Raw genomic sequence first — 26,158 nt, 5'->3', positions numbered from 1 at the left:
GGCGCCGGCGCGACACGCCAACGGTCGCTAGATGAAGACACCGGAGTACCTCGATGCCGTCGTCGACCAGACAGCCACGCTGGCGGCGTGGGTGGGCGGCCAGGACCCCGCCGCACCCGTCCCGACCTGCCCGGACTGGGCGCTCGCCGACCTCGTCGACCACGTGGGCGCGGTGCAGCGGATGACGACGATGCTCGTGGGGGAGCGCCTCACCGACCCGACGAGCGCCTTCGAGCGGCAGGCGGCGGCCCCGGACGACCCCGCGCTCTGGTCCGACTGGCTGGTCGCGGGCGCGGCCGAGGCGCAGCAGGCCTTCGCCGCAGCCCACGACGAGACGCCGGTGTGGGAGCCCTCGGGCGCACAGGCGGGCGTGCCGTTCTGGTCGCGTCGTCTGTTCGGGGAGATCTCCGTGCACCGGGCCGATGCCGCGGTCGCGCTCGACCGCCGCTACGAGCTGCACCCGGACCACGCCGCCGCGGCCCTGGAGGACTGGCTCGACACGCTCACCTCGCCCGGCTACTGGGAGAACCGGCCCGGGTTCGCCGAGGCGATGCGCGGCCACGGCGAGACGCTGCACCTCCACGCGACCGACGCCGACGGCGAGTGGCTCGCACGCCGCGAGCAGGACGAGGTGGTGCTCGTGCGCACGCACGCCGATGCCGACGTCGTGGCGTCGGGCCCGGCGACCGAGCTGCTGCTCGCGATCAGCCGACGGCGTCCGCTCGCCGAGTGCCGAGGCATCGACGTCAAGGGCGACCGGGCGCTGCTCGAGCACTGGATCGACCACATGGACTGGGTCACGGGCTGACTCTCGCGCGCGGCGCGGGGCTGCCGGCGCGAGTGCGGCTGCTCGGGCCGCTCAGGGGAACGGCAGCCCGAGCAGGGTGCCGCGGAACCAGTCGAGGACGAGGTAGACGACCGCGACCCCGATCGCGAGCGCGACCACCGAGCCGAGAGCGCGACGACGCTTCGCGAGGCTGCCGGCGATCGCCGCCAGCACCACCCCGGCCAGCAGCACGGCGGCCGGTGCCAGCACCAGCTGCGCGGGCTCGGTCGTGCACGCCGGGGCGTCGAGCCGACCCTCGCCGCACATGAGCCGCGCGACACCCGCGGCCAGGCCCGTCGCCGTCGCCAGCACCACCGAGACCCAGCCGAGGAACGGTGCGAGCGCGCTGAGCAGACCCGAGCGGTAGCGGCCCGGTGCCGGCCCGTCGGTCGGCACCGGCGCCATCGTGGAGACGTCCGTCGGGCCGCCGGTGTTCAGCCCCGGGTGCGTCGGCTGGTTGCTCGTGTAGGGGTCGAAGATCGTCACAGCGCCGCTCCCGTCGACCACGCCAGCGCGAGCACGGCGAGGCCCAGCAGTGCGTGCACGAAGCCGATCGCCCGGCCCTGGCGGCGCTCGACGCCCGCGCCGCGGGCGAGGCAGAGGGCGCCGAGGACCGCGACCACGGGCAGCAGCACCCGCCGCCGCGAGGTGTCGTTGACGACGCACTCCCACGCGCCACCGCCGTCCAGGCAGCCGTCGAGGCCGAGCGCCCAGTCGGTCACCCAGGTGCTCGCCACGAACCACGCGAACCCGAGGGCGGCGACGACCAGCAGGAACACGAGCAGGCCAAGCCCCGGGACGGTGCGAGCGGGCGCAGGCGCCATCGCCCCCGACGACGTCGGGCCACCGGCCGCCTCGCGCCGCTCGACGACCGGCCGGCCCTGCGGGAGCTGCGCCGTCGCACCGCTCGTCGTCACCGCGGGCGCCGCCCAGGGCGAGGCGGGCATCGGGACGGTGGCACCCGCGGGGTGGCCCTGCGCCGGCGTCGTCGCCCCGCGGGAGCCGTGCGGCGGCTGCTGCGGCTGCTGCCAGGCGTGCGCCGGTGGCGAGCCCGCAGGGTTCTCCGGCGTGCCCGGCCACCACGGCTGAGTCATGAGGTCATCCCACCACACACCGGCCGCCGCCAGGGCGCGCCGACCGCCGCAGGACCAGGTGCGCTGTCGGTGCCTGGGGCCAGAATGGGCGGGTGAGCGAGACGACCGACTCCACCTCCGACGTCGCGAGCGCCGTCCCCGAGGCCCCCGACGTCGATGCCGCCGCGGAGTGGCAGCGGCTGGCCGACGAGGTGCGCGAGCACCAGTTCGCCTACTACGTCAAGGACGCGCCGACGATCTCCGACGCCGAGTTCGACCGGCTGCTCAAGCGGTTGGAGAAGCTCGAGGAGGAGCACCCCGAGCTCCGGACACCCGACTCGCCCACGCAGCGCGTCGGCGGCACCTTCTCGACCGAGTTCCGCGCCGTCGACCACATCGAGCGGATGCTCTCGCTCGACAACGCGTTCAGCGCCGAGGAGGTGCAGGCGTGGGCGCAGCGCGTCGAGCGCGAGGTCGGCACGGGCACCCACTTCCTGTGCGAGCTGAAGATCGACGGGCTCGCGATCTCGCTCGTCTACGAGAACGGTCGGCTGGTCCGGGGGGTCACCCGCGGCGACGGCCGCACCGGCGAGGACGTCACGCTCAACGTGCGCACGATCTCGACGATCCCGCAGCGGCTCACGGGCGACGAGGTGCCCGAGCTGCTCGAGGTGCGGGGCGAGGTGTTCTTCCCGGTCGCCGACTTCGAGGCGCTCAACGCCTCGCTCGTCGAGCAGGGGAAGGCACCCTTCGCCAACCCCCGCAACACCGCGGCGGGGTCGCTGCGGCAGAAGGACCCGCGCGTGACGGCGTCGCGCAACCTGCGCATGTACGCCCACGGCATCGGCGCGGTGCGGTGGCCGGGCGGCCGCGCGCCCGAGAGCGCGACGATCACGCGGCAGTCGGAGGTCTACGAGCTGCTCGCGTCGTGGGGCATCCCGACCTCGCCGTACAACCGCGTCGTCGACGACCTCGACGGCGTGACCGAGATGATCGCCTACTACGGCGAGCACCGGCACGACCCCGAGCACGAGATCGACGGCATCGTCATCAAGGTCGACGAGGTCGCCGCGCAGCGCCAGCTCGGCTCGACCTCCCGCGCACCCCGGTGGGCGCTGGCGTACAAGTACCCGCCGGAGGAGGTCAACACCAAGCTCCTCGACATCCGGGTCAACGTCGGGCGCACCGGCCGCGTGACGCCCTACGGCGTGATGACGCCGGTCGTCGTGTCCGGGTCGACGGTCGAGAACGCCACCCTGCACAACGCCAGCGAGGTCAAGCGCAAGGGCGTGCTCATCGGCGACACCGTGGTGCTGCGCAAGGCCGGCGACGTCATCCCCGAGATCGTCGGGCCCGTCGTCGAGCTGCGTGACGGCACCGAGCGCGAGTTCGTCATGCCGACCGAGTGCCCGTCCTGCGGCACCCCGCTCGCGCCCGCCAAGGAGGGCGACGTCGACATCCGCTGCCCGAACGCCCGCGCCTGCCCGGCGCAGCTGCGCGAGCGCGTGTTCGCGCTCGCGGGCCGGGGCGCGTTCGACATCGAGGCGCTCGGCTGGGAGGCCGCGATCGCGCTGACCGACCCCGAGCACGGCCGGCCCGACGACGCCACCACCGAGCCGCAGACCCCGGTGCTGCGCGACGAGGGCGGCCTGTTCGACCTCACCGCCGAGGCGCTGCGCGACGTCAAGGTGTGGCGCCGCAAGCGCGGCAAGGACGCCGGCGACGGCGAGCTCGAGCTGCAGCCCTACTTCTGGACCACCGGCGGCAAGGGCAAGAACGGCGAGCCGCGCCCCACCGCCGCCACCGAGGCGCTGCTCCGCGAGCTCGAGAAGGCGAAGACGCAGCCGCTGTGGCGGGTGCTCGTCGCGCTCTCGATCCGCCACGTCGGTCCCACCGCCGCCCGCGCCCTCGCCAGCCACTTCGGCTCGATGGACGCCATCCGCTCCGCCTCCGTCGAGGAGCTCAGCGCCGTCGACGGCGTCGGCCCCACGATCGCCGAGGCCGTCGTCGAGTGGTTCGCCGTCGACTGGCACGCCGAGATCGTCCGCCGCTGGGCGGCCGCGGGCGTCCGCATGGAGGACGAGCGCGACGAGTCCGTCGAGCGCACCCTCGAGGGCCTGACGATCGTCGTCACCGGCTCGCTCGAGAACTTCTCCCGCGACGGCGCCAAGGAGGCCATCCTCGCCCGTGGCGGCAAGGCCTCCGGCTCGGTCTCCAAGAAGACCGACTACGTCGTCGTCGGCCCCGGCGCCGGCTCCAAGGAGGCCAAGGCCCGCGAGCTCGGCCTCCGGATCCTCGACGAGGCCCAGTTCGAGGCGCTCCTCACCGGCGGCCCCGCCGCCGTGGGAGACGCGGGGGAGTAGGGGAGGCCGGCGCCACCGGCCCCACCGGCGAGTGTCGTCGACGCCGCGACCGGTCAGCGGTCGTGTGCGCGCGAGGTGACCGGCCGCTCGGCTGTGCCGGCGCCTCCGTTTTTCACCGCACTGTGCAACAGCGTCCGGTTTCACCGCACTTTGCAACAACAGCGTCCGATTTCACCGCACTGTGGAACATGGCTCCCGTGGGCCGTTGGCCTGGGTGTTGGCGGAGGGCGCGCTCGGGTCGGCTTTCACCGCGGCTCTGCCGCGGACCGGTTTCACCGCCGAGGGTGTCGACGGCGTGACGGTGCCGCGCGAGACAGGCGGGCCGTGCGGTCGGGCCGTTCGGCAGGAGGTGGTGGCGCACAGCGGGCGCTCGACGGGTCCCGACGGGTGGTGCAACCGGTTGTCGTGGCATCGAGCGACGGGTTTCCGCCGCGCCTGGTGTGAGCAGGTTGGCGGTGGGTGCTGCCAGAGCCCCAGCGATCGCGTCGGCTCGTCAGCCGCGGAAGGCGGGGTGGCCGGTGATCGCCTGGCCGAGGACGAGGGTGTGGATCTCGTCGGTGCCCTCGTAGGTGCGGACGCTCTCGAGGTTCGCGGCGTGCCGCATCGCGGAGTGGTCGAGGGTGACGCCGTTGCCGCCGAGCAGGGCGCGCACGTCGCGGCAGATCTCGATCGCCGTGCGGCACGAGACCAGCTTGCCCATCGAGATCTCGTGCGGCTGCAGGGTGCCGGCGTCCTTGCGGCGCCCCAGGTGGATCGCCAGCAGCTGCGCCTGCTGCAGCGCCACCACCGACTCCGCGAGCCGCTGCTGGGTCAGCTGCATCTGCCCGAGCGGGCGACCGAACACGGTGCGCGTGCCCGCGTAGGCGATCGCGTCCTCGAGCGCGTCGCGCGCGGCGCCCAGGGCGCCCCACACGATCCCGTAGCGCGCCTCGTTCAGACAGGCGAGCGCCGCCTTCAGACCGCGCGCCCCCGGCAGCCGCACCGACTCCGGCACCCGCACGCCGTCGAGCACGACGTCGCACTGCACCGACGCCCGCATCGACAGCTTGGGCTGGATCGGCGTCGCCGTGAATCCTGGCCGCGACGTCTCCACGAGGAACCCCGCGACGCCCTGCTCGGTGCGCGCCCACACGACGGCGACGTCCGCGATCGAGGCCAGCCCGATCCACCGCTTCGCACCGGTGATCACCCAGTCGTCGCCGTCGCGCACGGCGGTGGTCGTCATCGCTGCCGGGTCGCTGCCGCCGTCCGGCTCGGTGAGCGCGAAGCAGCCGATCCGCTCGCCGCGCGCCATCGCCGGCAGCCACTCCTGCCGCTGCTCGTCGCTGCCGTGCTTGGCGATCGCGCTCATCGCCAACGAGCCCTGCACGCTGACGAACGTGCGGATGCCGCTGTCACCGGCCTCGAGCTCCTGCATCGCGACGCCGTACTCCACCGCGCTCGCGCCCGCGCACCCGTACCCGTGCAGGTGCATGCCGAGCAGACCTGCGCGTGCGAGCTCCGGCACCAGCTCCACCGGGAACCGCGCCTCCTCGAACCAGGTCGCCACGTGCGGCCGCACGTGCTCGTCCACCAGCGCGCGCACCCGCGACCGCACGGCCCGCTCGTCGTCGGTCAGCAGCGACTCGGTGTCGATGAGGTCCCACGTCATGTGCCCATCCTCGCGCTCGCACGGCTGGCCCCTTCGCGCCACGCCCGGGCGATACTGGGTGGATGATCTCCGACGAGCTCGCCCGAGCCCTGCGCGACGCCGGGGTGCGGTGGCACCCGGCGTCCGGCGACCGCTTCCGCATCGAGAAGCAGGCGCTGACGGAGGAGGTCTTCACCGTCTCCGACATGGTCGTCGAGGAGCACCAGCACGAGCACGGCAGCTTCTTCGGCTTCAACGGCACGACCGAGTGGGCGCTGGACTCCGTGCCCACCTCCGACACGCTCTGGCTGCCCCGCGAGGACCAGCTGCGCGACCTCCTGGGAGGCGCCTTCGTGTCGCTCGTGCGGGCCGACGGCGAGTACGTCGTCACCGCGCAGGTCGCCGGCCACGAGCCGATCGTCGGGCGTGCGGCCGATCCAGCCGACGCCTACGCGCTCGCCCTGCTCGATCTCGTCGGTCTCGCGGTGGGCTGAGACGCCGCCGCCCGGCAGGCGCGCGTCGTCGCACAATGGGTCCGTGCGGATCGACCTCAACGCCGACCTCGGCGAAGGGATGGGCGACGACCGCGCGATGCTCGACGTCGTCAGCAGCGCCAACGTCGCCTGCGGCGGCCACGCGGGCGACGCCGACTCGATGCGCGTCGTGTGCCGCGAGGCCGTCGCGCGCGGTGTCCGCGTCGGCGCCCACGTCTCCTACCCCGACGTCGCCGGGTTCGGTCGCGTCGAGATGGACCTCGACGGCGGGGCCCTCCTCGCCGAGCTGCGTCGCCAGCTCGACGCGCTCGTGACCGCCGCCGGTGCCGCGGGCACCGAGGTCGCCTACCTCAAGCCCCACGGCGCCCTGTACCACCGGGTCGTGCGCGACGCCGAGCACGCCGAGGCGGTGGTGGCGCTGGCGCGTGAGGCGAGGCTCGCCGTCGTCGGGCTCCCGGGCGGGCTGGTGCTCGACCTCGCGCGGGTGGCGGGGCTGCCGACGCTGGGGGAGGCGTTCGCCGACCGCGGCTACCGTGCCGACGGCAGCCTCGTGCCGCGCACGGAGCCGGGCGCGGTGCTCCACGACCCGATCGCCGTCGCGCAGCGGATGCTCGGGCTCGTCCGCGACGGCACGGTCACCGCCTCCGACGGCTCCTCGGTCCGGGTCGCGGCCGGCACGATCTGCGTGCACTCCGACACCCCCGGCGCGGTCGCGATCGCCCGCGCGCTGCGAGAAGACCTCGTGGCGGCCGGCGTCGAGATCGCGGCACCGGCATGAGCGTGCGGGTGCTGCCGAGCGGGGAGCGGGCGATCCTCGTCGAGCTCGACGACGCCGCCACCGCACGCGCCCTCGCCGAGCGGCTGCGCGAGCGACCCGACACCGAGGACGTCGTGCCCGGCGCCCGCACCGTGCTCGTCGTCGCCGCGGACCCGGCGGCACTGCCCGGCCTGCGCGAGCTCGTGGAGACGGCCGCAGCGACCGACCCCGTGCCGCTGCCCACGGAGGAGGTCGTCGTCGAGGTCGACTACGACGGCGAGGACCTGGCCGAGGTCGCCGACCTCACCGGGCTGAGCCCCGAGGAGATCGTGCGGCGGCACAGCGCCGCCCGCTACCGGGTGGAGTTCGTCGGCTTTGCGCCCGGGTTCGCCTACCTCACCGGGCTCGACCCGGTGCTGCACCTGCCCCGGCTCAGCACGCCGAGGCCGAGCGTGCCCGCCGGGTCGGTCGCGATCGCCGGTGCCTACGCCGCCGTGTACCCGCGCTCGTCGCCGGGCGGCTGGCGGCTGCTCGGCCGCACCTCCGCGACCCTGTTCGACGTCGCTGCCGACCCGCCGACCCGCCTCGCCGCGGGCACCGAGGTGAGGTTCGTGCCGCGATGATCGAGGTCGTCGAGCTGATCGGGTCCGCTCTCGTGCAGGACCTCGGCCGGCCCGGGCTGAGCCACCTCGGGGTGTCGCCCTCGGGCGCGGCTGACCGGGCGGCGCTGCGCGCCGGCAACACCGCGCTCGGGAACCCCGCCACCGCTGCGGGTCTGGAGGTCATGGGCGCGATCTCGGTGCGCGTCCACGACGACCTGCTGCTCGCCGTCACCGGCGCACCGGGCGCCGTCACGGTCGACGGCGTGCCCGACGACGGCCGCGTCGTCCCCGCCCCGGCCGGTTCCCTCGTGGCGCTCGCGGCGCCCCGCTGGGGGCTGCGCAGCTACCTGACCGTCCGCGGCGGGCTCGACGTCGAGCCGGTGCTCGGGTCGCGCGCGACCGACACGCTCTCGGGGCTCGGGCCACCACCGGTGCAGGTGGGGGACCGGCTCGCGGTGCTGCCGCCGGCCGGCGAGGTGCCGACCAGCGACCCGACGCCCGCACCGCCGCCTCCCGGGACGCTCGCGATGCTCGACGCCGCAGCCGGCCCGCGCGCCGACTGGCTCGCCGACCCCGAGCAGCTCTACGCGCGGCCCTGGCGTGTCTCGGCGCTCGCGGACCGCGTCGGCACCCGGCTGGAGGGGGAGCCGCTGCTGCGGTCGGTGACGGCGGAGCTGCCGTCGGAGGGCGTCGTGGCGGGATCGGTCCAGGTACCGCCGAGCGGCGAGCCGGTGGTCCTCGGACCGGACCACCCGACGACCGGCGGCTACCCGGTGGTCGCGGTGCTGACCGCGGCGGCGTGCGACGTGCTCGCGCAGCTGCGTGCCGGCACCACGGTGCGGTTCCGGCACGCCGGCCCGCGGTGACCTCGGCTCAGATGCCGGCGACCAGCATCACGACGTAGGCCGCCACCCCGGCGAGCGCGCACATGTTGACGACCCGGCGCGGCGCCGCCAGCGCCCACGCGACGCCGACCGCGGCCACGCACACCCACACCGCCACGCCGGCGACGTTCGCGACGACGGCGCCGGTGCCCTCGCCCGCGCGCGGACGCAGCGCGAACACGACCGCGAGCGCGCCGCCCAGCAGCGCGACGATCACCCCGATCGGCACCCGGAACCGGCGCGCGAGCCGGCTGAGCGGGCGCGGGTCGGTCTCGTCGTCGTCGCTCGTGGCGTGCGGGATCCGGAACGGGTCGACGGCGTCGGTCCGGTCGGTGTCGGTCGGCTCCGGTGCGCCCGGCTCGGCGGTGGTCGGCTCCGACCCGCCCGGCTCGGCGGTGGTCGGCTCCGACCCGCCCGGCTCGGCGGTGGTCGGCTCCGACCCGCCCGGCTCGGCGGTGGTCGGCTCCGACCCGCCCGGCTCGGTGCTTGCCTCCGACCCGCCCGGCTCCGACCGACCCACCAGGTCGGCGGCCGCGTCGTCGGGGCGAGGGTTGTCGTCCTGCTCGGGCATGCTGCCCATGCTAGGTGCGGGCTCGCTCAGGGCCGTTCCCCGAAGCGGAGGCAGCCGGGCTCGACCGGCACGTCGGCGAACCGGTCGTGCGTCCAGGCGATCAGATCGGGCACCAGCGGCGAGTCCGGCTGCACGAGGCCCACGTGGTCCCGCCGCTCGTAGGTGCGGTAGTCGAGCTGCTGGCCGGCATCGCACACCGCGTCGACGAACTCTTCCTGGATCTCGGTGGTGATCAGGGTGTCGTCGGCGCCCTGCGCGAGCAGCAGCGGCGCCTCGGTCGTCAGCGGCGGCACGTTCTCGGCGAGCCGGGTGCCGAGCGGCCCGGTGCCAGGGTCGCTCGCGGTGATCACCGGGTCGCGGCTGAGCGCGAGCAGCTCGAGCACCGAGACGAGCACGCCCGGCTCGGACAGGCAGCGCGAGGCGATGGCGCGCACGGTCGTCTGCGCGCCGGGGCGCACGTAGTCGCGCCACGTCACGTCGGGGTACACGCCGGCGTAGCCGGAGAGGACGAACGAGGCGAACACGCTGCCGCCGGTCACGTCCGGCAGCGTGGCGACGAGGCCCGGCAGGTTCGCCGCGGGGGCGAGGGCCGCGACGCCGTCGAGCGGGACGTCGGGGGCGTAGTAGGAGGCGACGCCGCCGGTCCACAGCGCGGCGCCGCCGCCCTGCGAGTGACCCCAGACGACGCTGCGCAGGCCGAGGTCGGCGCCGTCGAGCTCGCGCGCCGCTCGCGCGGCGTCGAGCACGGCGTACGCGGAGTCGGCACCCACGAGGTAGGGGTGGGGCCCTCGGTGCCGAGCCCCACGTAGTCGGTCGCGACCAGCCCCCAGCCCTGCGCGAGGACCTCGGGCAGCAGGAACATCGCGCCCGAGGCGAACGGCTCCTCCAGCAGCGACGGCGCGCACTGGCGCGCGAACCCGGTGGTGCCGTGCGCCCACTGGACGACGGGCCAGCTGCCTGCGCCGTCCCGGGGGACGACCACGAGCGCGCTCGCGACGGCGGGGGAGCCGTCGCCGTGCGAGGTCGTGTACAGGATGCGCCAGGCCCGGGCCTGGGGCGGGACGTCGCGCGTGAACGGCTCCGACCGGATCAGCCGCCCGGGCTCGCCGGGCAGCAGCCGCGGCGCGGCGTAGAAGTCGTCGACGACGGGTGCGGCGCCGCGCAGGTAGAGGCTGACGCCGCCCGCGGCGAGCGCGAGCAGCACCGCGGCGGCGGCCGTGGCGGTCCGGGCCCAGCGCCGGGCGGGTCGTGGTGCGCGCGGCGCGCCGGCGCGCCGGCTGCGCCCGGTCATGGCCGACCACCCGTGGACGACGCCCAGGACGACGAGCCGCACCCCGAGCACCACGGACGTCACCAGCAGCGTGACGTCGGGCCACACGAGCGCCAGCACGCCGAGGACGACGCCCGCGAGCCCGAGCATGATCGCCGCCGCACGCTCGTCGCGGGGGCGGCTGCCGCGGACGGCGTCGAGCGCCTGGCCCGCCCCGTGCACGACGAGCGCCATCCCGACCACCAGCGCCGCCAGCCGCACCGTCAGGCCGAGGAAGACCAGCAGGAAGAGCCCCGCGGCGACCATGACTACCCCGGTCGCCACACGGGCGGTCCCGCCTCGCGTCGAGCGCACCTCGCCGGCGACGGTCAGCACACCCAGCACCGCGAGCCCGGACCCGAGCAGCACAGCGAGCACCCCGAGCGACGTCGTCGGGCGCGTGACGAGCACCACCCCCAGGCCCACCGCCGCGAGCGACAGCAGCAGCCGCGCCCAGCGCGGCAGCCGACCGAGCAGCGCGTCGATCCGCGAGGGCGCCGACCATGACGTGACCACGGCTCGAGCCTAGGGTCGAGCCGCCTGCCCGCGGACCTGATCGCCGCCGGTGCGCCGCGACCGTCGGCCGACCCGCCCCACCGCCCGGTGGGAACCGGCACCCTGGAAGCCTCATAGACTCGCCACCATGTCCACGATCGACTCTGCCGAGGTGGTCCGGCTGGCCGGGCTGGCCCGGATCGACCTCACCGAGGACGAGGTGACGCGGCTGGCCGGCGAGCTGGACGTCATCGTCCAGGCCGTCGCGACCGTCAGCGAGGTCGCCGGTCCCGGCGTGCCCGCGACCAGCCACCCGATCCCGCTGACCAACGTGTTCCGCGACGACGTGCCGGGCGAGACGCTCGACCGCGACGAGGTGCTGTCGCAGGCCCCCGAGGCGGAGGACGGCAAGTTCGCCGTGCCGCAGATCCTGGGCGAGGACGCATGAGCGACCTGACCCGGCTCACCGCCGCCGAGCTGGCCACCGCGCTCACCGCGGGCGAGGTCAGCAGCGTCGAGGTCACCCAGGCCCACCTCGACCGGATCGCCGCCGTCGACGGCGACGTGCACGCCTTCCTCAACGTCGACGCCGAGGGGGCGCTCGGCGAGGCCGCCGCGGTCGACGCCGCGCGCGCCGCCGGCGAGAAGCTCCACCCGCTCGCGGGGGTGCCGGTCGCCGTCAAGGACGTCGTCGTCACCAAGGGGCAGGTGACCACCGCGGGGTCGAAGATCCTCGAGGGCTGGGTGCCGCCGTACGACGCCACGCTCGTCACCCGGCTGCGGCAGGCCCGCATGCCGATCCTGGGCAAGACCAACATGGACGAGTTCGCGATGGGCTCCTCCACCGAGCACTCGGCGTACGGGCCCACCCGCAACCCGTGGGACCTCGACCGCATCCCGGGCGGCTCGGGCGGCGGCTCCGCGGCCGCCGTGGCGGCCTACGAGGCCCCGCTCGCCATCGGCACCGACACCGGCGGCTCGATCCGCCAGCCCGCCGCGGTCACCGGCACGGTCGGCGTCAAGCCGACCTACGGCTCGGTCTCCCGCTACGGCCTCATCGCGCTCGCCTCGAGCCTCGACCAGGCGGGCCCGTGCACGCGCACGGTGCTCGACGCCGGTCTGCTGCACGACGTCATCGGTGGCCACGACCCCCGCGACTCGACCTCGCTGCCCGAGCCCGCGCCGTCGTACGCCGACGCGGCCCGGCAGGGGGCCGCCGGCGACCTGCAGGGTCTGCGCGTCGGCGTCGTCAACGAGCTCGGCGGCGAGGGCTACGACCCGGGTGTGCGCGACGCCTTCCAGAAGGCGCTCGACACGATGGTCGCCGCCGGCGCCGACGTCGTCGAGGTCTCCTGCCCGAGCTTCTCCGCGGCGCTCGCGGCCTACTACCTGATCCTGCCGTCGGAGGCGTCGAGCAACCTCGCCAAGTTCGACGGCATGCGCTACGGCCTGCGCGTCGAGCCCTCCGAGGGCCCCGTGACGGCGGAGCGCGTCATGGCGGCGACCCGCGGCGCGGGCTTCGGCGACGAGGTCAAGCGCCGCATCATCCTCGGCACCTACGCGCTCTCGGCCGGCTACTACGACGCCTACTACGGCAGCGCGCAGAAGGTCCGCACGCTGATCCAGCGGGACTTCGCGGCGGCGTTCGAGCAGGCCGACGTGCTGGTCTCGCCCACGACGCCGACCACGGCGTTCCCGCTCGGCTCCAAGCTCGAGGACCCGCTCGCGATGTACCTCAACGACGTCGCGACGATCCCCGCGAACCTCGCGGGCGTGCCCGGGCTGTCGCTGCCCAGCGGGCTCTCGGACGACGGCCTGCCGGCCGGCATCCAGATCCTCGCCCCGGCGCGGCAGGACGCGCGGCTCTACGCCGTCGGCGCCGCGCTGGAGGCGCTGCTGCTGCAGCAGTGGGGCGGCCCGCTGCTCGCCCACGCGCCCGAGCTGGCGGTGGCCCGGTGAGCACCACCTCCGCCGCCCCGCACACGCCCCGCACGACCCCTGAGGACCTCTCATGACCGTCACCTTCGAGGACGCGATCACGCGCTACGACCCGGTGCTGGGCATCGAGGTCCACGTCGAGCTCGGCACCCGCACGAAGATGTTCGACGACGCCCCCTCGCCCGCGGGCGGGACCGAGCCGGAGGGTGCCAACGAGCTGGTCACGCCGGTGTCGCTCGGCCTGCCCGGTGCGCTGCCGGTCGTCAACGGTGCCGCCGTCGAGCACGCGATCAGGATCGGGCTCGCGCTCGGCTGCCAGATCGCCGAGACCTGCCGGTTCGCGCGGAAGAACTACTTCTACCCGGACATCCCGAAGAACTTCCAGACCTCCCAGTACGACGAGCCGATCGCCTTCGACGGCCACCTCGACGTCGAGCTCTCCGACGGAACCGTGGTCCGCGTCGAGATCGAGCGCGCGCACATGGAGGAGGACGCCGGCAAGAACACCCACGTCGGCGGCGCGGACGGCCGCATCCACGGTGCCTCGCACTCGCTCGTCGACTACAACCGCGCGGGCGTGCCGCTGGTGGAGATCGTCACCAAGCCGATCACCGGCGTGGGGGAGCGGGCGCCCGAGGTCGCGCGGGCCTACGTGCAGACGCTGCGTGACATCTTCCGCGCGCTGGGGGTCTCCGAGGCCCGCATGGAGCGCGGCAACGTGCGCGCCGACATCAACGTCTCGCTGCGCCCCTCGCCGGACGCACCGCTGGGCACGCGTACCGAGACGAAGAACGTCAACTCGTTCCGCTCGATCGAGCGTGCCGTCCGTTTCGAGGTCGCCCGGCAGGCCGAGGTGCTCGACGGCGGTGGCACGGTCGTGCAGGAGACGCGCCACTTCCACGAGGACACCGGCACGACGTCGCCCGGTCGGGTGAAGTCCGACGCCGAGGACTACCGGTACTTCCCGGAGCCGGACCTCGTGCCGATCGCGCCCTCGCGCGAGTGGGTCGAGGAGATCCGCGCGAGCCTGCCCGAGCTGCCGGCGGCCCGCCGGCGCCGGCTGCAGGCCGAGTGGGGCTACGCCGACGCCGAGATGCGCGACGTCGTCAACGCGGGCGCGCTCGACCTCATCGAGGCCACGGTCGCCGCGGGCGCGAGCCCGGCGGCGGCGCGCAAGTGGTGGATGGGTGAGCTGGCCCGCACCGCGAAGGCCCAGGAGGTCGCGCTCGAGGAGCTGCCGGTGACGCCGGCGGCGATCGGTGAGCTGCAGGCGCTGGTCGACTCCGGTCGCATCAACGACAAGCTGGCCCGGCAGGTGCTCGAGGGCGTGCTGGCCGGCGAGGGCAGCCCGGAGGAGGTCGTCACCGCCCGCGGGCTGGAGATCGTCTCCGACGACGGCCCGCTGCTGGAGGTCATCGACGCCACGCTCGCCGCGCAGCCCGACATCGCGGAGAAGATCCGCGGCGGCAACCTGGGCCCGATGGGCGTCATCATCGGCGCGGTCATGAAGGCGACGCGCGGCCAGGCGGACGCCGGGCGCGTGCGCGAGCTCGTCATGGAGCGCGTGCAGGGCTGACGCCTCCGCGAGTCCCCTGGGCGATCGCGAGGTCGTCGCAGCGGCGATGTCATGATCCGGCCCGTCCGGACATGTACAGGGTATGAGCGTGCGCGAGGCGGCCACCGGTCCCGGGCGGAGCCCTGCGTTCGTCGTGTCCTGGCTGGCGCTCGCCGTCGTCGTGGTGGTCGCCGCGGCCGGGCTGCTCGTCGCGGCGCTCATGTCGACCGGTGAGGTGGGCCCCGCCGTCGACCCGGGCGAGCAGGCGCCCACGGCGCAGTCGGTACCGGTCGTGCCGCGCCCCGACGGCGGTCGGGGCTAGCCGGCGCTAGACCTCGAACCGGCGCAGCTCGTGGGACTGCAGCACGATCCACGCGTCCTCGACGACGGCCGCGTCACCGCCGAGGAAGTCGCGCTCCCACCGCACGTCCCCGGTGCCGACGTCCAGGCCGTAGGAGTGCTCGCCGTCGACGACGATCGTGTCGCCCACGAGGCCGCCGTTGGCGATGTTGAGGTACTCGTCGGTGATGGCGGTCTGCCAGCGGAGCCCGGTGAGATCGGGCTCCAGCAGCGCGACGGCGTCGTCGGTCGCCACGAGCGGGTGCTCGGCGTCCCCGAAGAAGGCGAGGTTGTCCCTGCCGTCGCCGACCTGCACGGGGTCGCCCTTCTCGCCCGTGGTCGGGTCCACGGCCGAGACCGACCCGTCCCAGTTGTCGGCGATGGCGACCGGCGTGATCCGGTTGTACTGGTCGACGAGGTAGTAGTCGGACCAGTCGCCGCTCCATAGCATCTCGCCGTCGGGCGCGTAGCCGGCCGTCTCGTCGTCGTCGTTGCTCTCGCACACCCACGCCTCGGCGGTGACGACGAGCGCGCGGCAGGTGCGGACCGTGAAGCCGTCGACGGTCGCGTGCACCGTGCCGCGGTACCAGCCGAGGTGGAGGAGGACGGCGTCGTCGTAGCGGCCGAGGTCGGCCTCCAGGTAGGAGGTGTCGAGGTCGGCGATGCCGACCGGCTCGTGCCACAGCACGGTGCCGTCCGCGTCGAGCGCGGTGAGCGAGCCGGCGGCCGACAGCGCGAGCAGACCGTCCGCGAGCGGCGCGAGGAGGACCGGGACCTCGGTGAGCGTCGTCGCGAGGGGGTCGCCGACACGGTCGCCGGTGACCGGGTCGATCGAGACGACCTGGAACGGGTCGCCCGGGTCGTCCCGGGTGAGGCAGGTCAGCGGCGCGGCGGGGTCGTCGCCGGTGCGGGTGCACCGGCTCTCCGGCAGCTCGATCGACCAGCGGACGCTGCCGTCGTCGGGGTCGATCGCGCCGAGCACGGCGTCGACCGTCGAGGCGTCGACCATCGCCACCCAGCCGCCGGCGGTCGGCAGCAGCCCGGGCTGGGCGCCGTCGACCGACTCGAAGTAGCCCCAGTCGTCGGCGAGGGCGCGGGGCTCCACCGACCAGCGGACCTCCAGGTCCGAGCCGCCGCTGCCACCAGCACCACTGCTGCTGCCGCCACCGGCGACCAGCCGGGCGAGGACGCCGACCACCGCCACGAGCACGACCACGACCGCCACCACGACGACGCAGCCGGCCCCCGCCCCTGCTCGCCGGGCCGGCGCGCCGGACGGGCTCCAGGTCGTCGGCGGGCCGGACGGCACCAGGTAGGGCGAGGGCGCGGTCGCGACCGGGGGAGCGTGGCTCGGTGAGACGGGTGCGTCCGTGACCGGCGCCCCCCGCCTGTCCGCGCTCCTCGGTGCGGTGGAGCGGTCGGTGCCGTCGAACCCGACGTAGGGGTCGGGTGCCCTGTGGTAGCCGCCGGTCGGTGAGGTCATGCGGTGCGGGGCTCGATGACCAGCAGGCTGCTCGACGCCGTCGCCACGAGCGTCCCGTCCTCGGTCGTCAGCTGCGCCTCCGCGAACGCGACGCGCGAGCCGGACCTCGTGACCGTGCCGGTCGCCACCAGCCGGGCACCCGCCTGCACCGGGCGCAGGTAGCTGACCTTGATCTCGATCGTGCTGTAGGCGGTGCCGGCCGGGAGCGTGCTGTGCACCGCGCAGCCGCAGACCGTGTCGAGCAGCGTGGCCGCGAAGCCGCCGTGCACCATCCCGATCGGGTTGTGGTGCGAGGCGTCGGGCACCGCACCGAAGACCACGTGACCCGGCTCGACCGAGACGATGTCCATCGACATCAGCACCGCGATCGGCGGGGGCGGCACGGTGCCGTCGGCCATGCCGCGCAGGAACTCCAGGCCGCTCATCGAGCGGCCGACCTGCGCGGTCGCCGCCGGGTCGACGTAGGTCACGGTCCGGCTGCGGGTGTGCTCCGTGCCGGAGCCGCTGGTGTCCATGGCCCCATGATCGACCATGTCCGCCCGAGGGCGCCGCCAGGTGGTCCGAAGCCCGCTCGTCGGCGATAGGATGCGGAAGGTCGATACCGCATCGCGAAAGTCACGCGAGCGGGCCGCCGACGCCGTCGTCGCACCCGAGGAGCCCTGATGGACCTGCCTGCCGGACTCAGCATCACCGCACCGCTGCCCGAGCGTGCCGAGGAGGTGCTGACGCCGGCCGCGCTGGAGCTGCTCGTCCGGCTGCACCGCGAGCTCGGTGCGCGCCGTCGCGAGCGCCTGGAGGCGCGCGCGCAGGTCGTCGCCTCGCTGGCCGCGGGCGGCACCCTCGACTTCCTGCCGGAGACCGCGCACGTGCGCGACGACGACGGCTGGCGCGTCGCCGACCCGGCGCCGGGGCTGGTCGACCGACGGGTCGAGATCACCGGCCCGACCGATCGCAAGATGACGATCAACGCGCTCAACTCCGGCGCCAAGGTGTGGCTCGCCGATCTCGAGGACGCGAACACGCCGCACTGGGAGTCGGTCATCGGTGGCCAGCTCAACCTCCTCGACGCGGTCGAGCGCCGCATCGACTTCACCGCCGACACCGGCAAGAGCTACGCGCTCAAGCAGGACGAGGAGCTCGCGACGATCGTCGTGCGGCCGCGCGGCTGGCACATGACCGAGAAGCACGTGCTCGTCGACGGCGAACCGGTCTCCGGATCGCTCCTCGACTTCGCGCTGTACGTCTCGACGGCGGGCGTGCGGCAGATCGAGAAGGGTCTCGGCCCGTACTTCTACCTGCCGAAGATGGAGCACCACCTCGAGGCGCGGCTGTGGAACGACGCCTTCGTCATCGCCTCCGAGCACCTCGGCTTCCCGCGTGGGACCATCCGGGCGACCTGCCTCGTCGAGACGATCCCGGCGGCGTTCCAGATGGAGGAGATCCTCTACGAGCTGCGCGAGCACTCCGCGGGCCTCAACGCAGGGCGCTGGGACTACCTGTTCTCGATCGTCAAGAGCTTCCGCAGCCGCGGCACCGAGTTCCTGCTGCCGGACCGCAACGCGATCACGATGACGGCGCCTTTCATGCGCGCCTACACCGAGCTGCTCGTGCGCACCTGCCACCGGCGCGGCGCGCACGCGATCGGGGGCATGGCCGCGTTCATCCCGAGCCGCGACGAGGAGATCAACGCGGCGGCGTTCGAGAAGGTCCGCGCGGACAAGCGGCGCGAGGCCGGCGACGGGTTCGACGGCTCCTGGGTGGCGCACCCGGGCATGGTCGAGACCTGCCGGGAGGTCTTCGACGAGGTGCTGGGCGAGCGGCCGAACCAGATCGACAACACCCGCGACGACGTGCACGTGACCGCGGAGCAGCTGCTCGACATCGCCTCCGCGGGCGGCCAGGTCACCGAGGCCGGGCTGCGCTCGAACATCGACGTCGCGCTGCAGTACCTGCGCGCGTGGCTCGGCGGCCAGGGTGCGGTCGCCATCCACAACCTCATGGAGGACGCGGCGACCGCCGAGATCTCGCGCTCGCAGATCTGGCAGTGGCTGCACAACGACATCGAGCTGAGCGACACCGGCCGTCGGGTCACCAGGCAGCTCGTGGAGCAGCTGGTCGACGAGGCCGTGCAGACGCTGCCGGGGGAGCCGTCCGACTACGACGAGGCCCGTCAGCTCTTCCTCGAGGTCGCGGTCTCCGACGACTACGCCGACTTCCTCACCACGCCCGCGTACGAGCGGATGCCCTGACGTCGGGGCCGCCGGGACGGACGACGTCGCCCGTCCCGGCGTGGTCCGGCCGTCGCCGGCGGGCTCCTGACCTCCCGGCGATCGTCGCGATCTCGTCCCCCGGAGGGGTTGACAGCCGCAGTGACCCGGCGTAGCGTCTTGCATCGTAGAAGTTGTTTTCCATCTGACGGAAACTCTTCGGCCTGGCCGTTGTAGCACGATTCAGGGGGACGTGATCGGCGTCCTTCCGTGAGGCCGCCAGGACGAGGAAGCAGCGATGCAGCTGAAGGACTTCAACACCGTCGGTGCCGACGAGGCGGCCGCGCTCGTGAGGGCGTGCGCCGATGTCGAGCGCTGGGTGGACGAGATCGTGGCCGGCAGGCCGTATGCGAGCGTCGCTGACGTCGTCGCCGCGGCCCGCACGGCCGCGGACCCATGGACCGACGCGGAGATCGACGCCGCCCTGGCCCGTCACCCGCGCATCGGCGACCGCGCCCGCGGCGCGGGCACCGACGCCGCGCTGTCGCGCACGGAGCAGGCGCAGGTCGCCGACGCCGACGCCGAGGTGCGCGCCCGCATCGCCGAGGGGAACCGCGCCTACGAGGAGCGCTTCGGGCACGTGTTCCTCATCCGCGCCGCCGGGCGCAGCGCCGAGGAGATCCTCGCCCAGCTGCAGCAGCGGCTGCGCAACACCTCCGAGCAGGAGCGCGCCAACGCCGCCGCCAACCTCCGTGAGATCGCCGCGCTGCGGCTGGAAGGGCTGCTGTCATGACCTCGTTCGTCACCACCCACGTGCTCGACGCCGCCCGCGGCGTCCCCGCCGCGGGCGTCGCCGTCACCCTCGAGCGCCTGGAGGACGACGGCTGGCACGCCGTCGGCACCGGTGTCACCGACGACGACGGCCGCATCCGCGACCTCGGCCCCGATGCGTTGCCGAGCGGCACCTACCGGCTGACCTTCGCCGTCGGCGACTACTTCGCCGCTGCCGGCACCGAGACGTTCTACCCGGAGGTCGCCGTGACCTGCCGGATCGACGGCGAGCAGGAGCATTACCACGTGCCGATCCTGCTCAGCCCGTTCGCCTACTCCACCTACCGAGGGAGCTGACACCGATGAGTGCGACAACGCCGTCCACCGAGCCCTACGAGATCGCCAGCGAGGTCGCCGAGCTGGGCTTCAACCAGTACGGCAAGGCCGAGAACCACCTCGTGCACGTCCGGCGTGACGGGGACGTCCACGAGATCACCGACTTCACCGTCTCCTCGCAGCTGCGCGGCGACTTCGCCCGCGTGCACACGCACGGCGACAACGCGCACTGCGTCGCCACCGACAGCCAGAAGAACACGATCTTCTCGCTCGCCCGCGACGGCGTCTCGACCCCTGAGGAGTTCGCGATCCGGCTCTCGGACCACTTCACGTCGACCTACGCGTGGGTGACCGGCGGCCGCTGGCAGGTCGACCAGCGCAGCTGGGAGCGCATCGTCACCGACGACGGGCCGCACGACCACTCGTTCGTGCGGGGCGGCGAGGAGGTGCGACGCACCGTCGTGCAGCGCGACGGCGACGAGCTGTTCGTCGTCTCCGGCGTCGTCGACCTCACGGTGCTGAAGTCCTCGGGGTCGGCCTTCGTCGGGTTCGTCACCGACAAGTACCGCACGCTCGCCGACGCGACCGACCGGATCATGTCGACCGACGTCACCGCGTGGTGGCACTACGACCCCGCGCGGGTCCGCGACGTCGACCACGACGCCGTCTACGCCTCCGTGCGGCGCATCATCCTCACCGAGTTCGCCGAGCTGCACTCGCTGGCGCTGCAGCAGACGCTGTGGGCGATGGCCGTGCGCGTCATCGAGGAGCACGAGGAGATCAACGAGATCCGGTTCTCCTGCCCGAACAACCACCACTTCGTGGTCGACCTGAGCCCGTTCGGCCAGGACAACCCCAACGTCGTCTTCTACGCGGCGGACCGCCCCTACGGGCTCATCGAGGCCAGCATCGTGCGCAAGGGCGTGCCGAGCGAGCCGCGAGCCTGGGACAGCGTGCCCGCCTTCATCTGACCGATCCGGGCCCCGCGCCCGCGCCCGACGGTGGGCGCGGGCGCCGGCCCCGAGACTCCTCGCCCGACAGCGTCGTCGCTGCCGAGCCCTGCGCTCCGGAGGACTCCATGGCCACCACCGCCCGGCTCCGACCCGAGGACGAACGGCTGCCGTTCGGCTCCTACCTCGCGTTCGGGCTCCAGCACGTGCTCACGATGTACGGCGGCATCATCGCCGTCCCGCTCATCATGGGCGGCGCCGCCGGCCTGCCGCCGTCGGAGATCGCGATCCTCGTCGCGTCCTGCCTGTTCATCGGCGGCCTCTCGACGATCCTGCAGTCGGTCGGCGTGCCGTTCTTCGGCTCCCAGCTACCGCTCGTGCAGGGGGTCTCGTTCGCGAGCGTCGCGACGATGGGCGCGATCGCCTCCGGCGGCGGGCTCCCGGCCGTCTTCGGCTCGGTGATCGGCGCCGCCGTGCTCGGCCTGCTCGTCGCGCCGTTCTTCGCCCGCATCGTGCGGTTCTTCCCGCCGGTCGTCACCGGCGTCATCATCACGACGATCGGGCTCAGCCTGCTCCCGGTCGCGGCGCGCTGGGCCGGCGGCAACAAGCAGTTCGACGACCCCACCTTCGGGCAGCCCGCAGACATCGGGCTGGCCGCGTTCACGCTGCTGGTCGTCGTCGTGCTCTCGAAGGTCGGCGTCGGGTTCCTCTCCCGGCTCTCGATCCTCCTCGCGATCGTCGTGGGCACCGCGGTCGCGGCCGCGCTGGGGATGGCGGACTTCTCCCAGGTGGGCTCCGGCCCGGTCGTCGCGCTGCCGACGCCGTTCCACTTCGGCGCGCCGACCTTCGGCGTCGCCGCGATCGTCTCGATGTTCATCGTGATCCTCGTGATCATGACCGAGACGACGGCGGACATCATCGCCGTCGGCGAGGTGATCGGCACCAAGGTCGACTCCCGCCGGATCGCCGACGGGCTGCGGGCCGACATGCTCTCGTCGGCGGTCGCGCCGGTGTTCAGCTCGTTCCCGCAGTCGGCCTTCGCCCAGAACGTCGGCCTGGTGGCGATCAGCGGGGTCCGGTCACGGTTCGTCGTCACGGCCGGCGGCGCGATCCTGCTGGTGCTCGGGCTGTTCCCGGTCGTCGGGCGGGTGATCGCGGCGGTGCCGTACCCGGTGCTGGGCGGCGCGGGGATCGTGCTGTTCGGCACGGTGGCGGCTGCCGGCATCCGCACCCTGTCGACCGTGCGCTACGAGGGCACGATGAACCTCGTGCTCGTCGCGGTCGCGCTGAGCTTCGGGATGCTGCCCGTCGTCGCGCCGCCGATCTACGACCACTTCCCGGAGTGGTTCGCCACGATCTTCCACTCGGGCATCAGCTCGGCGGCCGTGATGGCGGTGCTGCTCAACCTCGTCTTCAACGTCTGGACGACGGGGACGCCGGAGAAGCCGTCGGTGTTCGTCGAGGGCACCACACGCGTGCTCGCCTCGGAGCAGGTGCGGGACCTGCGCGAGGGCGACACCGTGCGCGGCGGTCGGGTCCTCGACGCCGACGGCGAGGAGGTCCCGGTCGCGCCGCCGGAGGTCGTCGAGCGCGTGCGCGAGGCGATCCAGCGCGGCGAGTGCGCCTCGTGCGAGGACGTCCGGCGGCTGGTCGCCGACGCGGGCGGTGCCGCCCACGGTGCCGACTGATGCGGCGCTCAGTCGTGCAGCAGTGCCGCGCTGATCTCGGCGGCGCGCCGCTGCAGCAGCGGCACGGCGCGCTCGCCGAAGGCGTCGGTGACGCGCGAGTCCGGCCCGGAGACCGACAGCGCGGTCGGCGTGGGCGCCTCGGGCACCGGGACCGCGTAGCAGCGCACCCCGATCTCCTGCTCGCCCTCGTCGATCGCGTAGCCGCGCTCGCGGATCGTCGCGAGCTCGGCGAGCAGGGTCTCGACGTCGGTGATCGAGTGCTCGGTCATCGCCGGCATGCCGACGCGGCGCACGATCTCGCGGACCGTGCCGTCGTCGAGCTGGGCCAGCACGGCCTTCCCGACGCCGGTGCAGTGGGTGTACACGCGGCGGCCCACCTCGGTGAACATCCGCATCGACTGGCCGGAGGAGGCCTGCGCGACGTAGACCGCCATGTCCCGGTCGATCATCGCGAGGTTGGCGCTCTCGCCGAGCTCGGCCGCGATCTGGGCGAGGTAGGGTCGCGCGGCGTTGCCGAGCTGGCGGCCGGCGCTCTCGCCGAGGCGGATGAGGCGCGGGCCGAGCGCGTAGCGGCGGCTGGGCAGCTGCCGTACGTAGCCGAGCGCGAGCAGCGTCCGCATCAGCCGGTGGATCGTGGGCAGCGGGAGCCCCGTGGTGGCCGCCAGCTCGCTGAGCGCGGCCTCGCCGCCGGCGTCGGCCAGCAGCTCCAGCAGCTCCGCGGCCCGCTCGACCGACTGCACCGACCCGGTGCGTGCCTCTGCCATCGCCACCCTTCCCGTGTTCCGACTCGCGGAAACACTACTCCGTGTCACGGAAGAATGGCAGGATCGGCGTCGCGCGCGCGGCACGCCGTCCGCGAGGGGAGGACGTCGGTGCCGTGGCGTGATACCAACGATCAGCACCCTTCCCCGAGCGCGCAGCTCAGACCTTAGGCGGAACCTGATGGCGATCCCCAGCCCCAGCTACTCGATCACGATCCGTGTCGAGTCCCCGTCCGGCCCCCGCACGACGACCGCCCTCGTCGCGGCGGTCGGCGACACCGGCGCCGCCGTCACCGGCATCGACGTCGTCGAGTCGACCGGCGACGGCATGGTCGTCGACGTCTCGGCCAACGCGCGCGACGAGGCGCACGTGGAGGAGATGCGCGCGCGGATCTCCTCGATGGACGGCTTCAGCGTCCGCAACATCTCCGACGCCACCTTCCTCATGCACCTGGGCGGCAAGCTCGAGGTCCGGCCCAAGGTCAACCTCCGGCACCGCGACGACCTGTCGCGCGCCTACACCCCGGGCGTCGCACGGGTGTGCCTGGCGATCGCGGCCCGGCCCGAGGACGCGCGCCGCCTGACGATCAAGCGCAACACGGTCGCCGTCGTCACCGACGGCACCGCGGTGCTCGGGCTCGGCGACATCGGCGCGGCCGCCGCGATGCCGGTCATGGAGGGCAAGGCGGCGCTCTTCAAGCAGTTCGGCGACGTCGACGCGTGGCCGGTCGTGCTCGACACCAAGGACACCGAGGAGATCATCCGGATCGTCAAGGCGATCGCGCCGGCGTACGGCGGCGTCAACCTCGAGGACATCTCGGCGCCCCGCTGCTTCGAGATCGAGCGGCGGCTGCGCGAGGAGCTCGACATCCCGGTCTTCCACGACGACCAGCACGGCACCGCCATCGTCGTGCTGGCCGCGCTCGTCAACGCCCTGAAGGTCGTCGGCAAGCGCATGGCCGACGTCCGCATCGTCGTCTCCGGCGTCGGCGCCGCCGGGTCGGCGATCATCCGGCTGCTGCTCAAGCAGGGTGCGCGGCACATCGTGGGCTACGACATCAACGGCGCGGTCTGCCGCGCCAAGCCCGCGCCCGACGAGAACTGGGCGTGGATCGCCGAGCACACCAACGACGAGGCGGTCGACAACACGCTGCGCGAGGGGCTGGCCGGCGCCGACGTGTTCATCGGGGTCTCGGCCGCCGACATCCTCACCGGTGCGGACATCGCCACGATGGCCGACGACGCGATCGTGTTCGCGCTCGCGAACCCGACCCCGGAGGTCGACCCGCTCGAGGCCGCCGAGCACGCCGCCGTGGTGGCGACCGGGCGCAGCGACTACCCGAACCAGATCAACAACGTGCTCGCGTTCCCCGGCATCTTCCGCGGGCTGCTGGACGCGCGCGCCGTCAGCATCTCCGACGACGTCATGCGCGCGGCCGCGATCGCGATCGCCGACGTCGTCAGCGACGCCGAGCGCAACGCCAACTTCATCGTGCCGAGCGTGTTCGACCCCGAGGTCGCCGAGTCGGTGGCGCGCGCCGTCGTCGACGTCGTGCGCACCGAGCGGCAGGAGCGCGGCGAGGAGATGCCGGCCACCGGGGCCATCCCGCTCGGCCTCGGCGGTCACGGGTGAGCGCCGGGGAGGCAGCGCTCGCGCGCGTCGAGGCGCTGCTGGCCGGCCCGGACGCGCAGCTCGCCGAGCGCTACCCGGGGGCGCCGGCGACGCGGCAGCCGGTGCACTCGGTCTACGTACCCGCGCACCGGTTCGACGCTGCCACGATCACCGACTGGGGCAGCGCCGCCCTCGACGCGCTCGACCGGGCCGGTGGCGCGGCCCACCTGCTCGAGGTGCACGGCCTGGTGCCGCCGGGGGAGGAGCGTGACCGCATCGGCGAGCTCGTCGTGGCGAAGCTGCGTCGCGAGCCGATCGAGGACCTGCGCGTCGACCTCGAGGACGGCTTCGGCGACGTGGGGGACGAGGCGGAGGACGCCGCCGTCGACGCGGCGGTGGCCGCGCTCGCCGACCTCGACGGCGACGGTGCGCTGCCACCGTTCGTCGGCATCCGGTTCAAGTGCTTCGAGCCGCCCACGCGGGCGCGCGGCATCCGGACGCTGCAGCGGTTCGTCACCGGTCTCCACGACCGCGCCCGGCTGCCCGAGGGGCTGGTGCTGACGCTGCCCAAGGTGACGTCGGTCGCGCAGGTCGAGGCGATGGTGCTGCTGCTCGAGGCGCTCGAGAGCGACCTCGCGCTCGAGCCGGGGCGGCTGGGGTTCGAGATCCAGGTCGAGACACCGCAGTCGGTGCTCGGACCCGACGGCACCTCGCTGCTGCCCGCGATGATCACCGCCGGGCGCGGCCGCGTCACCGGGATGCCCTACGGGACCTACGACTACTCGGCCTCGCTCGGCATCGCCGCGGGGGACCAGAGCATGGAGCACCCGGCCGCCGACCACGCCAAGGCGGTCATGCAGGTCGCCGCGGCAGGCACCGGAGTGCGGCTGTCCGACGGCTCGACCAACGTGCTCCCGGTGGGGGAGCCGGCCGCCGTCGACGCGGCCTGGGCGCTGCACGGCCGGCTCGTCACCCGCTCGTTGCGTCGCGGCTTCTACCAGGGCTGGGACCTGCACCCCGCACAGCTGCCCAGCCGCTTCGCCGCCACCTACGCGTACTTCCGCACCGGCCTGGGCGACGTCGTCCGGCGTCTCGAGGCCTATCTGGAGCGGCGCGACGGCGACGTCATGGACGAGCCCGCGACCGCGCGCGCGATGGCGTCCTTCCTCGTGCGCGGCCTCGACTGCGGCGCCGTGCACGACGACGAGATCCCGTTCGACGCCGCCCGTCTGCGCTCCCTCCTCACCGCCCGCTGAGGTCTCAACCCACGTCTGCTCCCTCGTGGGGTTTCAACCCACTTTCGCCCCCTCGTGGGGTTTCAACCCACTTCTGCCCCCTCCTGGGGTTTCAACCCACTTTCGCCCCTCCCGGATCCGAACCCACTGTCGCCTTGTGCGCTCGCGACGACACGCACCGAACGCGCGCCCGGGCATCAGTGGGTTGCAACTGCTCCGGGGCAGAAGTGGGTTGAAACCGTTCCTGGGGGCAGAAGTGGGTTGAAACCGGTCTTCGGG

25 protein-coding genes and 1 pseudogene are annotated in these 26,158 nt (G+C 73.8%); 17 read left to right on the top strand and 9 right to left on the bottom strand.

The genetic code is table 11. The features are described from left to right. The first annotated feature begins 31 nt into the window (after positions 1 to 31). Positions 32 to 808 carry a maleylpyruvate isomerase family mycothiol-dependent enzyme gene (locus GPA02_RS04200; RefSeq protein WP_156198592.1) on the top strand — a complete coding sequence of 259 codons (777 nt, stop codon included), beginning with the start codon at positions 32 to 34 and terminating at the stop codon, positions 806 to 808. A 51-nt stretch (positions 809 to 859) separates the two neighbouring features. Here GPA02_RS04200 and GPA02_RS04195 read toward each other — a convergent pair whose 3' ends face one another. Then, positions 860 to 1,312, bottom strand: coding sequence for a hypothetical protein (locus GPA02_RS04195; protein ID WP_156198591.1), 453 nt, complete (start codon positions 1,310 to 1,312; stop codon positions 860 to 862). Beyond that, positions 1,309 to 1,920 (bottom strand): hypothetical protein, encoded by a 612-nt coding sequence (locus GPA02_RS04190; protein ID WP_156198590.1) that lies wholly within the window; start codon positions 1,918 to 1,920, stop codon positions 1,309 to 1,311. The genes GPA02_RS04195 and GPA02_RS04190 overlap by 4 nt, the downstream gene beginning before the upstream one ends. Before the next feature lie 92 nt (positions 1,921 to 2,012). Here GPA02_RS04190 and ligA point away from each other — a divergent pair, with 92 nt between their 5' ends. Further along, positions 2,013 to 4,262: an NAD-dependent DNA ligase LigA gene (gene ligA, locus GPA02_RS04185; RefSeq protein WP_156198589.1), complete on the top strand. Its 2,250-nt coding sequence runs from the start codon at positions 2,013 to 2,015 to the stop codon at positions 4,260 to 4,262. Positions 4,263 to 4,755: 493 nt separating this feature from the next. Here the strand turns inward: ligA and GPA02_RS04180 are convergent, their stop codons facing one another. After that, the gene (locus GPA02_RS04180; RefSeq protein ID WP_156198588.1) at positions 4,756 to 5,913 is read right to left on the bottom strand and encodes an acyl-CoA dehydrogenase family protein; all 1,158 of its coding nucleotides are present in this window, start codon (positions 5,911 to 5,913) and stop codon (positions 4,756 to 4,758) included. Between the two features lie 62 nt (positions 5,914 to 5,975). Here GPA02_RS04180 and GPA02_RS04175 point away from each other — a divergent pair, with 62 nt between their 5' ends. Genes GPA02_RS04175 through GPA02_RS19225 form a run of 4 tightly spaced genes read left to right on the top strand, consistent with a single transcriptional unit; the run spans position 5,976 to position 8,611 of the window. Then, on the top strand, positions 5,976 to 6,386 hold the full coding sequence (locus GPA02_RS04175; protein ID WP_156198587.1) for a pilus assembly protein CpaE: 411 nt from the start codon (positions 5,976 to 5,978) through the stop codon (positions 6,384 to 6,386). Positions 6,387 to 6,429: 43 nt separating this feature from the next. Further along, the gene (locus tag GPA02_RS04170; RefSeq protein WP_156198586.1) at positions 6,430 to 7,164 is read left to right on the top strand and encodes a LamB/YcsF family protein; all 735 of its coding nucleotides are present in this window, start codon (positions 6,430 to 6,432) and stop codon (positions 7,162 to 7,164) included. Next, positions 7,161 to 7,766, top strand: a complete 606-nt coding sequence (pxpB, locus tag GPA02_RS19230) for a 5-oxoprolinase subunit PxpB (RefSeq protein WP_156198585.1) — start codon at positions 7,161 to 7,163, stop codon at positions 7,764 to 7,766. Before GPA02_RS04170 ends, pxpB begins: the two co-directional genes overlap by 4 nt. Further along, a complete protein-coding gene (locus tag GPA02_RS19225) occupies positions 7,763 to 8,611 on the top strand; it encodes a 5-oxoprolinase subunit C family protein (RefSeq protein ID WP_156198584.1) in 849 nt (282 codons plus the stop codon). Before pxpB ends, GPA02_RS19225 begins: the two co-directional genes overlap by 4 nt. A 7-nt stretch (positions 8,612 to 8,618) precedes the next feature. On the opposite strand, the gene GPA02_RS04155 is transcribed toward GPA02_RS19225, so the two are convergent. The 3 genes and pseudogenes from GPA02_RS04155 to GPA02_RS19215 form a co-directional block, all read right to left on the bottom strand. Next, positions 8,619 to 9,200, bottom strand: a complete 582-nt coding sequence (locus tag GPA02_RS04155) for a hypothetical protein (protein WP_156198583.1) — start codon at positions 9,198 to 9,200, stop codon at positions 8,619 to 8,621. Positions 9,201 to 9,226: 26 nt separating this feature from the next. Then, on the bottom strand, positions 9,227 to 9,946 hold the full coding sequence (locus tag GPA02_RS19220) for a lipase family protein (RefSeq protein WP_240133869.1): 720 nt from the start codon (positions 9,944 to 9,946) through the stop codon (positions 9,227 to 9,229). A gap of 530 nt (positions 9,947 to 10,476) precedes the next feature. Beyond that, positions 10,477 to 10,776 (bottom strand): annotated as a pseudogene (locus tag GPA02_RS19215) (DUF308 domain-containing protein); the annotation flags it as partial. 376 nt (positions 10,777 to 11,152) lie between these two features. On the opposite strand from GPA02_RS19215, the gene gatC reads away from it, so the two are divergent. The 4 genes from gatC to GPA02_RS04130 all read left to right on the top strand — a co-directional run bounded on the left by gatC (position 11,153) and on the right by GPA02_RS04130 (position 14,819). Next, complete coding sequence (gatC, locus tag GPA02_RS04145) at positions 11,153 to 11,452, top strand: Asp-tRNA(Asn)/Glu-tRNA(Gln) amidotransferase subunit GatC (protein ID WP_156198582.1); 300 nt, start codon at positions 11,153 to 11,155, stop codon at positions 11,450 to 11,452. Beyond that, positions 11,449 to 12,963 (top strand): Asp-tRNA(Asn)/Glu-tRNA(Gln) amidotransferase subunit GatA, encoded by a 1,515-nt coding sequence (gene gatA / locus GPA02_RS04140; RefSeq protein ID WP_156198581.1) that lies wholly within the window; start codon positions 11,449 to 11,451, stop codon positions 12,961 to 12,963. Before gatC ends, gatA begins: the two co-directional genes overlap by 4 nt. A gap of 52 nt (positions 12,964 to 13,015) precedes the next feature. Then, a complete protein-coding gene (gene gatB / locus GPA02_RS04135) occupies positions 13,016 to 14,518 on the top strand; it encodes an Asp-tRNA(Asn)/Glu-tRNA(Gln) amidotransferase subunit GatB (protein ID WP_156198580.1) in 1,503 nt (500 codons plus the stop codon). A gap of 82 nt (positions 14,519 to 14,600) precedes the next feature. Continuing rightward, on the top strand, positions 14,601 to 14,819 hold the full coding sequence (locus GPA02_RS04130; protein WP_204986489.1) for a hypothetical protein: 219 nt from the start codon (positions 14,601 to 14,603) through the stop codon (positions 14,817 to 14,819). A 6-nt stretch (positions 14,820 to 14,825) separates the two neighbouring features. On the opposite strand, the gene GPA02_RS04125 is transcribed toward GPA02_RS04130, so the two are convergent. Next, a complete protein-coding gene (locus GPA02_RS04125) occupies positions 14,826 to 16,319 on the bottom strand; it encodes an outer membrane protein assembly factor BamB family protein (protein WP_156198578.1) in 1,494 nt (497 codons plus the stop codon). After that, positions 16,316 to 16,834: a PaaI family thioesterase gene (locus GPA02_RS04120; protein WP_156198577.1), complete on the bottom strand. Its 519-nt coding sequence runs from the start codon at positions 16,832 to 16,834 to the stop codon at positions 16,316 to 16,318. The genes GPA02_RS04125 and GPA02_RS04120 overlap by 4 nt, the downstream gene beginning before the upstream one ends. Positions 16,835 to 16,981: 147 nt before the next feature. Between GPA02_RS04120 and aceB the strand changes: the two genes are divergently transcribed. The 5 genes from aceB (at position 16,982) to GPA02_RS04095 (ending at position 22,271) form a co-directional block, all read left to right on the top strand. Further along, positions 16,982 to 18,568: a malate synthase A gene (gene aceB, locus GPA02_RS04115; protein ID WP_156198576.1), complete on the top strand. Its 1,587-nt coding sequence runs from the start codon at positions 16,982 to 16,984 to the stop codon at positions 18,566 to 18,568. A 256-nt stretch (positions 18,569 to 18,824) separates the two neighbouring features. Beyond that, positions 18,825 to 19,319, top strand: coding sequence for a 2-oxo-4-hydroxy-4-carboxy-5-ureidoimidazoline decarboxylase (gene uraD / locus GPA02_RS04110; protein WP_156198575.1), 495 nt, complete (start codon positions 18,825 to 18,827; stop codon positions 19,317 to 19,319). Beyond that, positions 19,316 to 19,654 carry a hydroxyisourate hydrolase gene (gene uraH, locus GPA02_RS04105; RefSeq protein WP_156198574.1) on the top strand — a complete coding sequence of 113 codons (339 nt, stop codon included), beginning with the start codon at positions 19,316 to 19,318 and terminating at the stop codon, positions 19,652 to 19,654. The genes uraD and uraH overlap by 4 nt, the downstream gene beginning before the upstream one ends. 5 nt (positions 19,655 to 19,659) lie before the next feature. Then, entirely contained in the window at positions 19,660 to 20,604 is a 945-nt protein-coding gene (gene pucL, locus GPA02_RS04100; protein WP_156198573.1) for a factor-independent urate hydroxylase, read from the top strand. A gap of 107 nt (positions 20,605 to 20,711) precedes the next feature. Continuing rightward, the gene (locus GPA02_RS04095) at positions 20,712 to 22,271 is read left to right on the top strand and encodes a nucleobase:cation symporter-2 family protein (RefSeq protein WP_156198572.1); all 1,560 of its coding nucleotides are present in this window, start codon (positions 20,712 to 20,714) and stop codon (positions 22,269 to 22,271) included. 8 nt (positions 22,272 to 22,279) lie between these two features. Here GPA02_RS04095 and GPA02_RS04090 read toward each other — a convergent pair whose 3' ends face one another. Then, a complete protein-coding gene (locus GPA02_RS04090; protein ID WP_156198571.1) occupies positions 22,280 to 23,035 on the bottom strand; it encodes an IclR family transcriptional regulator in 756 nt (251 codons plus the stop codon). Positions 23,036 to 23,213: 178 nt separating this feature from the next. On the opposite strand from GPA02_RS04090, the gene GPA02_RS04085 reads away from it, so the two are divergent. Both GPA02_RS04085 and GPA02_RS04080 read left to right on the top strand, forming a co-directional pair. Next, on the top strand, positions 23,214 to 24,665 hold the full coding sequence (locus tag GPA02_RS04085; protein ID WP_156198570.1) for an NAD-dependent malic enzyme: 1,452 nt from the start codon (positions 23,214 to 23,216) through the stop codon (positions 24,663 to 24,665). Then, the gene (locus GPA02_RS04080; protein WP_156198569.1) at positions 24,662 to 25,900 is read left to right on the top strand and encodes a DUF6986 family protein; all 1,239 of its coding nucleotides are present in this window, start codon (positions 24,662 to 24,664) and stop codon (positions 25,898 to 25,900) included. Before GPA02_RS04085 ends, GPA02_RS04080 begins: the two co-directional genes overlap by 4 nt. Positions 25,901 to 26,158: the final 258 nt, after the last annotated feature.

Source organism: Actinotalea caeni (genome assembly GCF_009733795.1).
Lineage (GTDB): Bacteria > Actinomycetota > Actinomycetes > Actinomycetales > Beutenbergiaceae > Pseudactinotalea > Pseudactinotalea caeni.
Note: the sequence above shows the minus strand (reverse complement) of the source record. Positions and strands in the feature narration are given on the sequence as shown.

What these genes read in the sequence shown, in the direction of transcription:
- GPA02_RS04095 (WP_156198572.1), top strand. Translation starts at nt 20,712, where the DNA reads ATGGCCACCACCGCCCGGCTCCGACCCGAGGACGAACGGCTGCCGTTC.
- GPA02_RS04155 (WP_156198583.1), bottom strand. Translation starts at nt 9,200, where the DNA reads ATGCCCGAGCAGGACGACAACCCTCGCCCCGACGACGCGGCCGCCGAC.
- gatA (WP_156198581.1), top strand. Translation starts at nt 11,449, where the DNA reads ATGAGCGACCTGACCCGGCTCACCGCCGCCGAGCTGGCCACCGCGCTC.
- aceB (WP_156198576.1), top strand. Translation starts at nt 16,982, where the DNA reads ATGGACCTGCCTGCCGGACTCAGCATCACCGCACCGCTGCCCGAGCGT.
- pxpB (WP_156198585.1), top strand. Translation starts at nt 7,161, where the DNA reads ATGAGCGTGCGGGTGCTGCCGAGCGGGGAGCGGGCGATCCTCGTCGAG.
- pucL (WP_156198573.1), top strand. Translation starts at nt 19,660, where the DNA reads ATGAGTGCGACAACGCCGTCCACCGAGCCCTACGAGATCGCCAGCGAG.
- GPA02_RS19225 (WP_156198584.1), top strand. Translation starts at nt 7,763, where the DNA reads ATGATCGAGGTCGTCGAGCTGATCGGGTCCGCTCTCGTGCAGGACCTC.
- GPA02_RS04085 (WP_156198570.1), top strand. Translation starts at nt 23,214, where the DNA reads ATGGCGATCCCCAGCCCCAGCTACTCGATCACGATCCGTGTCGAGTCC.
- GPA02_RS04200 (WP_156198592.1), top strand. Translation starts at nt 32, where the DNA reads ATGAAGACACCGGAGTACCTCGATGCCGTCGTCGACCAGACAGCCACG.
- GPA02_RS04190 (WP_156198590.1), bottom strand. Translation starts at nt 1,920, where the DNA reads ATGACTCAGCCGTGGTGGCCGGGCACGCCGGAGAACCCTGCGGGCTCG.
- GPA02_RS04125 (WP_156198578.1), bottom strand. Translation starts at nt 16,319, where the DNA reads ATGACCTCACCGACCGGCGGCTACCACAGGGCACCCGACCCCTACGTC.
- uraH (WP_156198574.1), top strand. Translation starts at nt 19,316, where the DNA reads ATGACCTCGTTCGTCACCACCCACGTGCTCGACGCCGCCCGCGGCGTC.
- uraD (WP_156198575.1), top strand. Translation starts at nt 18,825, where the DNA reads ATGCAGCTGAAGGACTTCAACACCGTCGGTGCCGACGAGGCGGCCGCG.
- GPA02_RS04180 (WP_156198588.1), bottom strand. Translation starts at nt 5,913, where the DNA reads ATGACGTGGGACCTCATCGACACCGAGTCGCTGCTGACCGACGACGAG.
- GPA02_RS04090 (WP_156198571.1), bottom strand. Translation starts at nt 23,035, where the DNA reads ATGGCAGAGGCACGCACCGGGTCGGTGCAGTCGGTCGAGCGGGCCGCG.
- GPA02_RS04175 (WP_156198587.1), top strand. Translation starts at nt 5,976, where the DNA reads ATGATCTCCGACGAGCTCGCCCGAGCCCTGCGCGACGCCGGGGTGCGG.
- gatB (WP_156198580.1), top strand. Translation starts at nt 13,016, where the DNA reads ATGACCGTCACCTTCGAGGACGCGATCACGCGCTACGACCCGGTGCTG.
- gatC (WP_156198582.1), top strand. Translation starts at nt 11,153, where the DNA reads ATGTCCACGATCGACTCTGCCGAGGTGGTCCGGCTGGCCGGGCTGGCC.
- GPA02_RS04120 (WP_156198577.1), bottom strand. Translation starts at nt 16,834, where the DNA reads ATGGACACCAGCGGCTCCGGCACGGAGCACACCCGCAGCCGGACCGTG.
- GPA02_RS04130 (WP_204986489.1), top strand. Translation starts at nt 14,601, where the DNA reads ATGAGCGTGCGCGAGGCGGCCACCGGTCCCGGGCGGAGCCCTGCGTTC.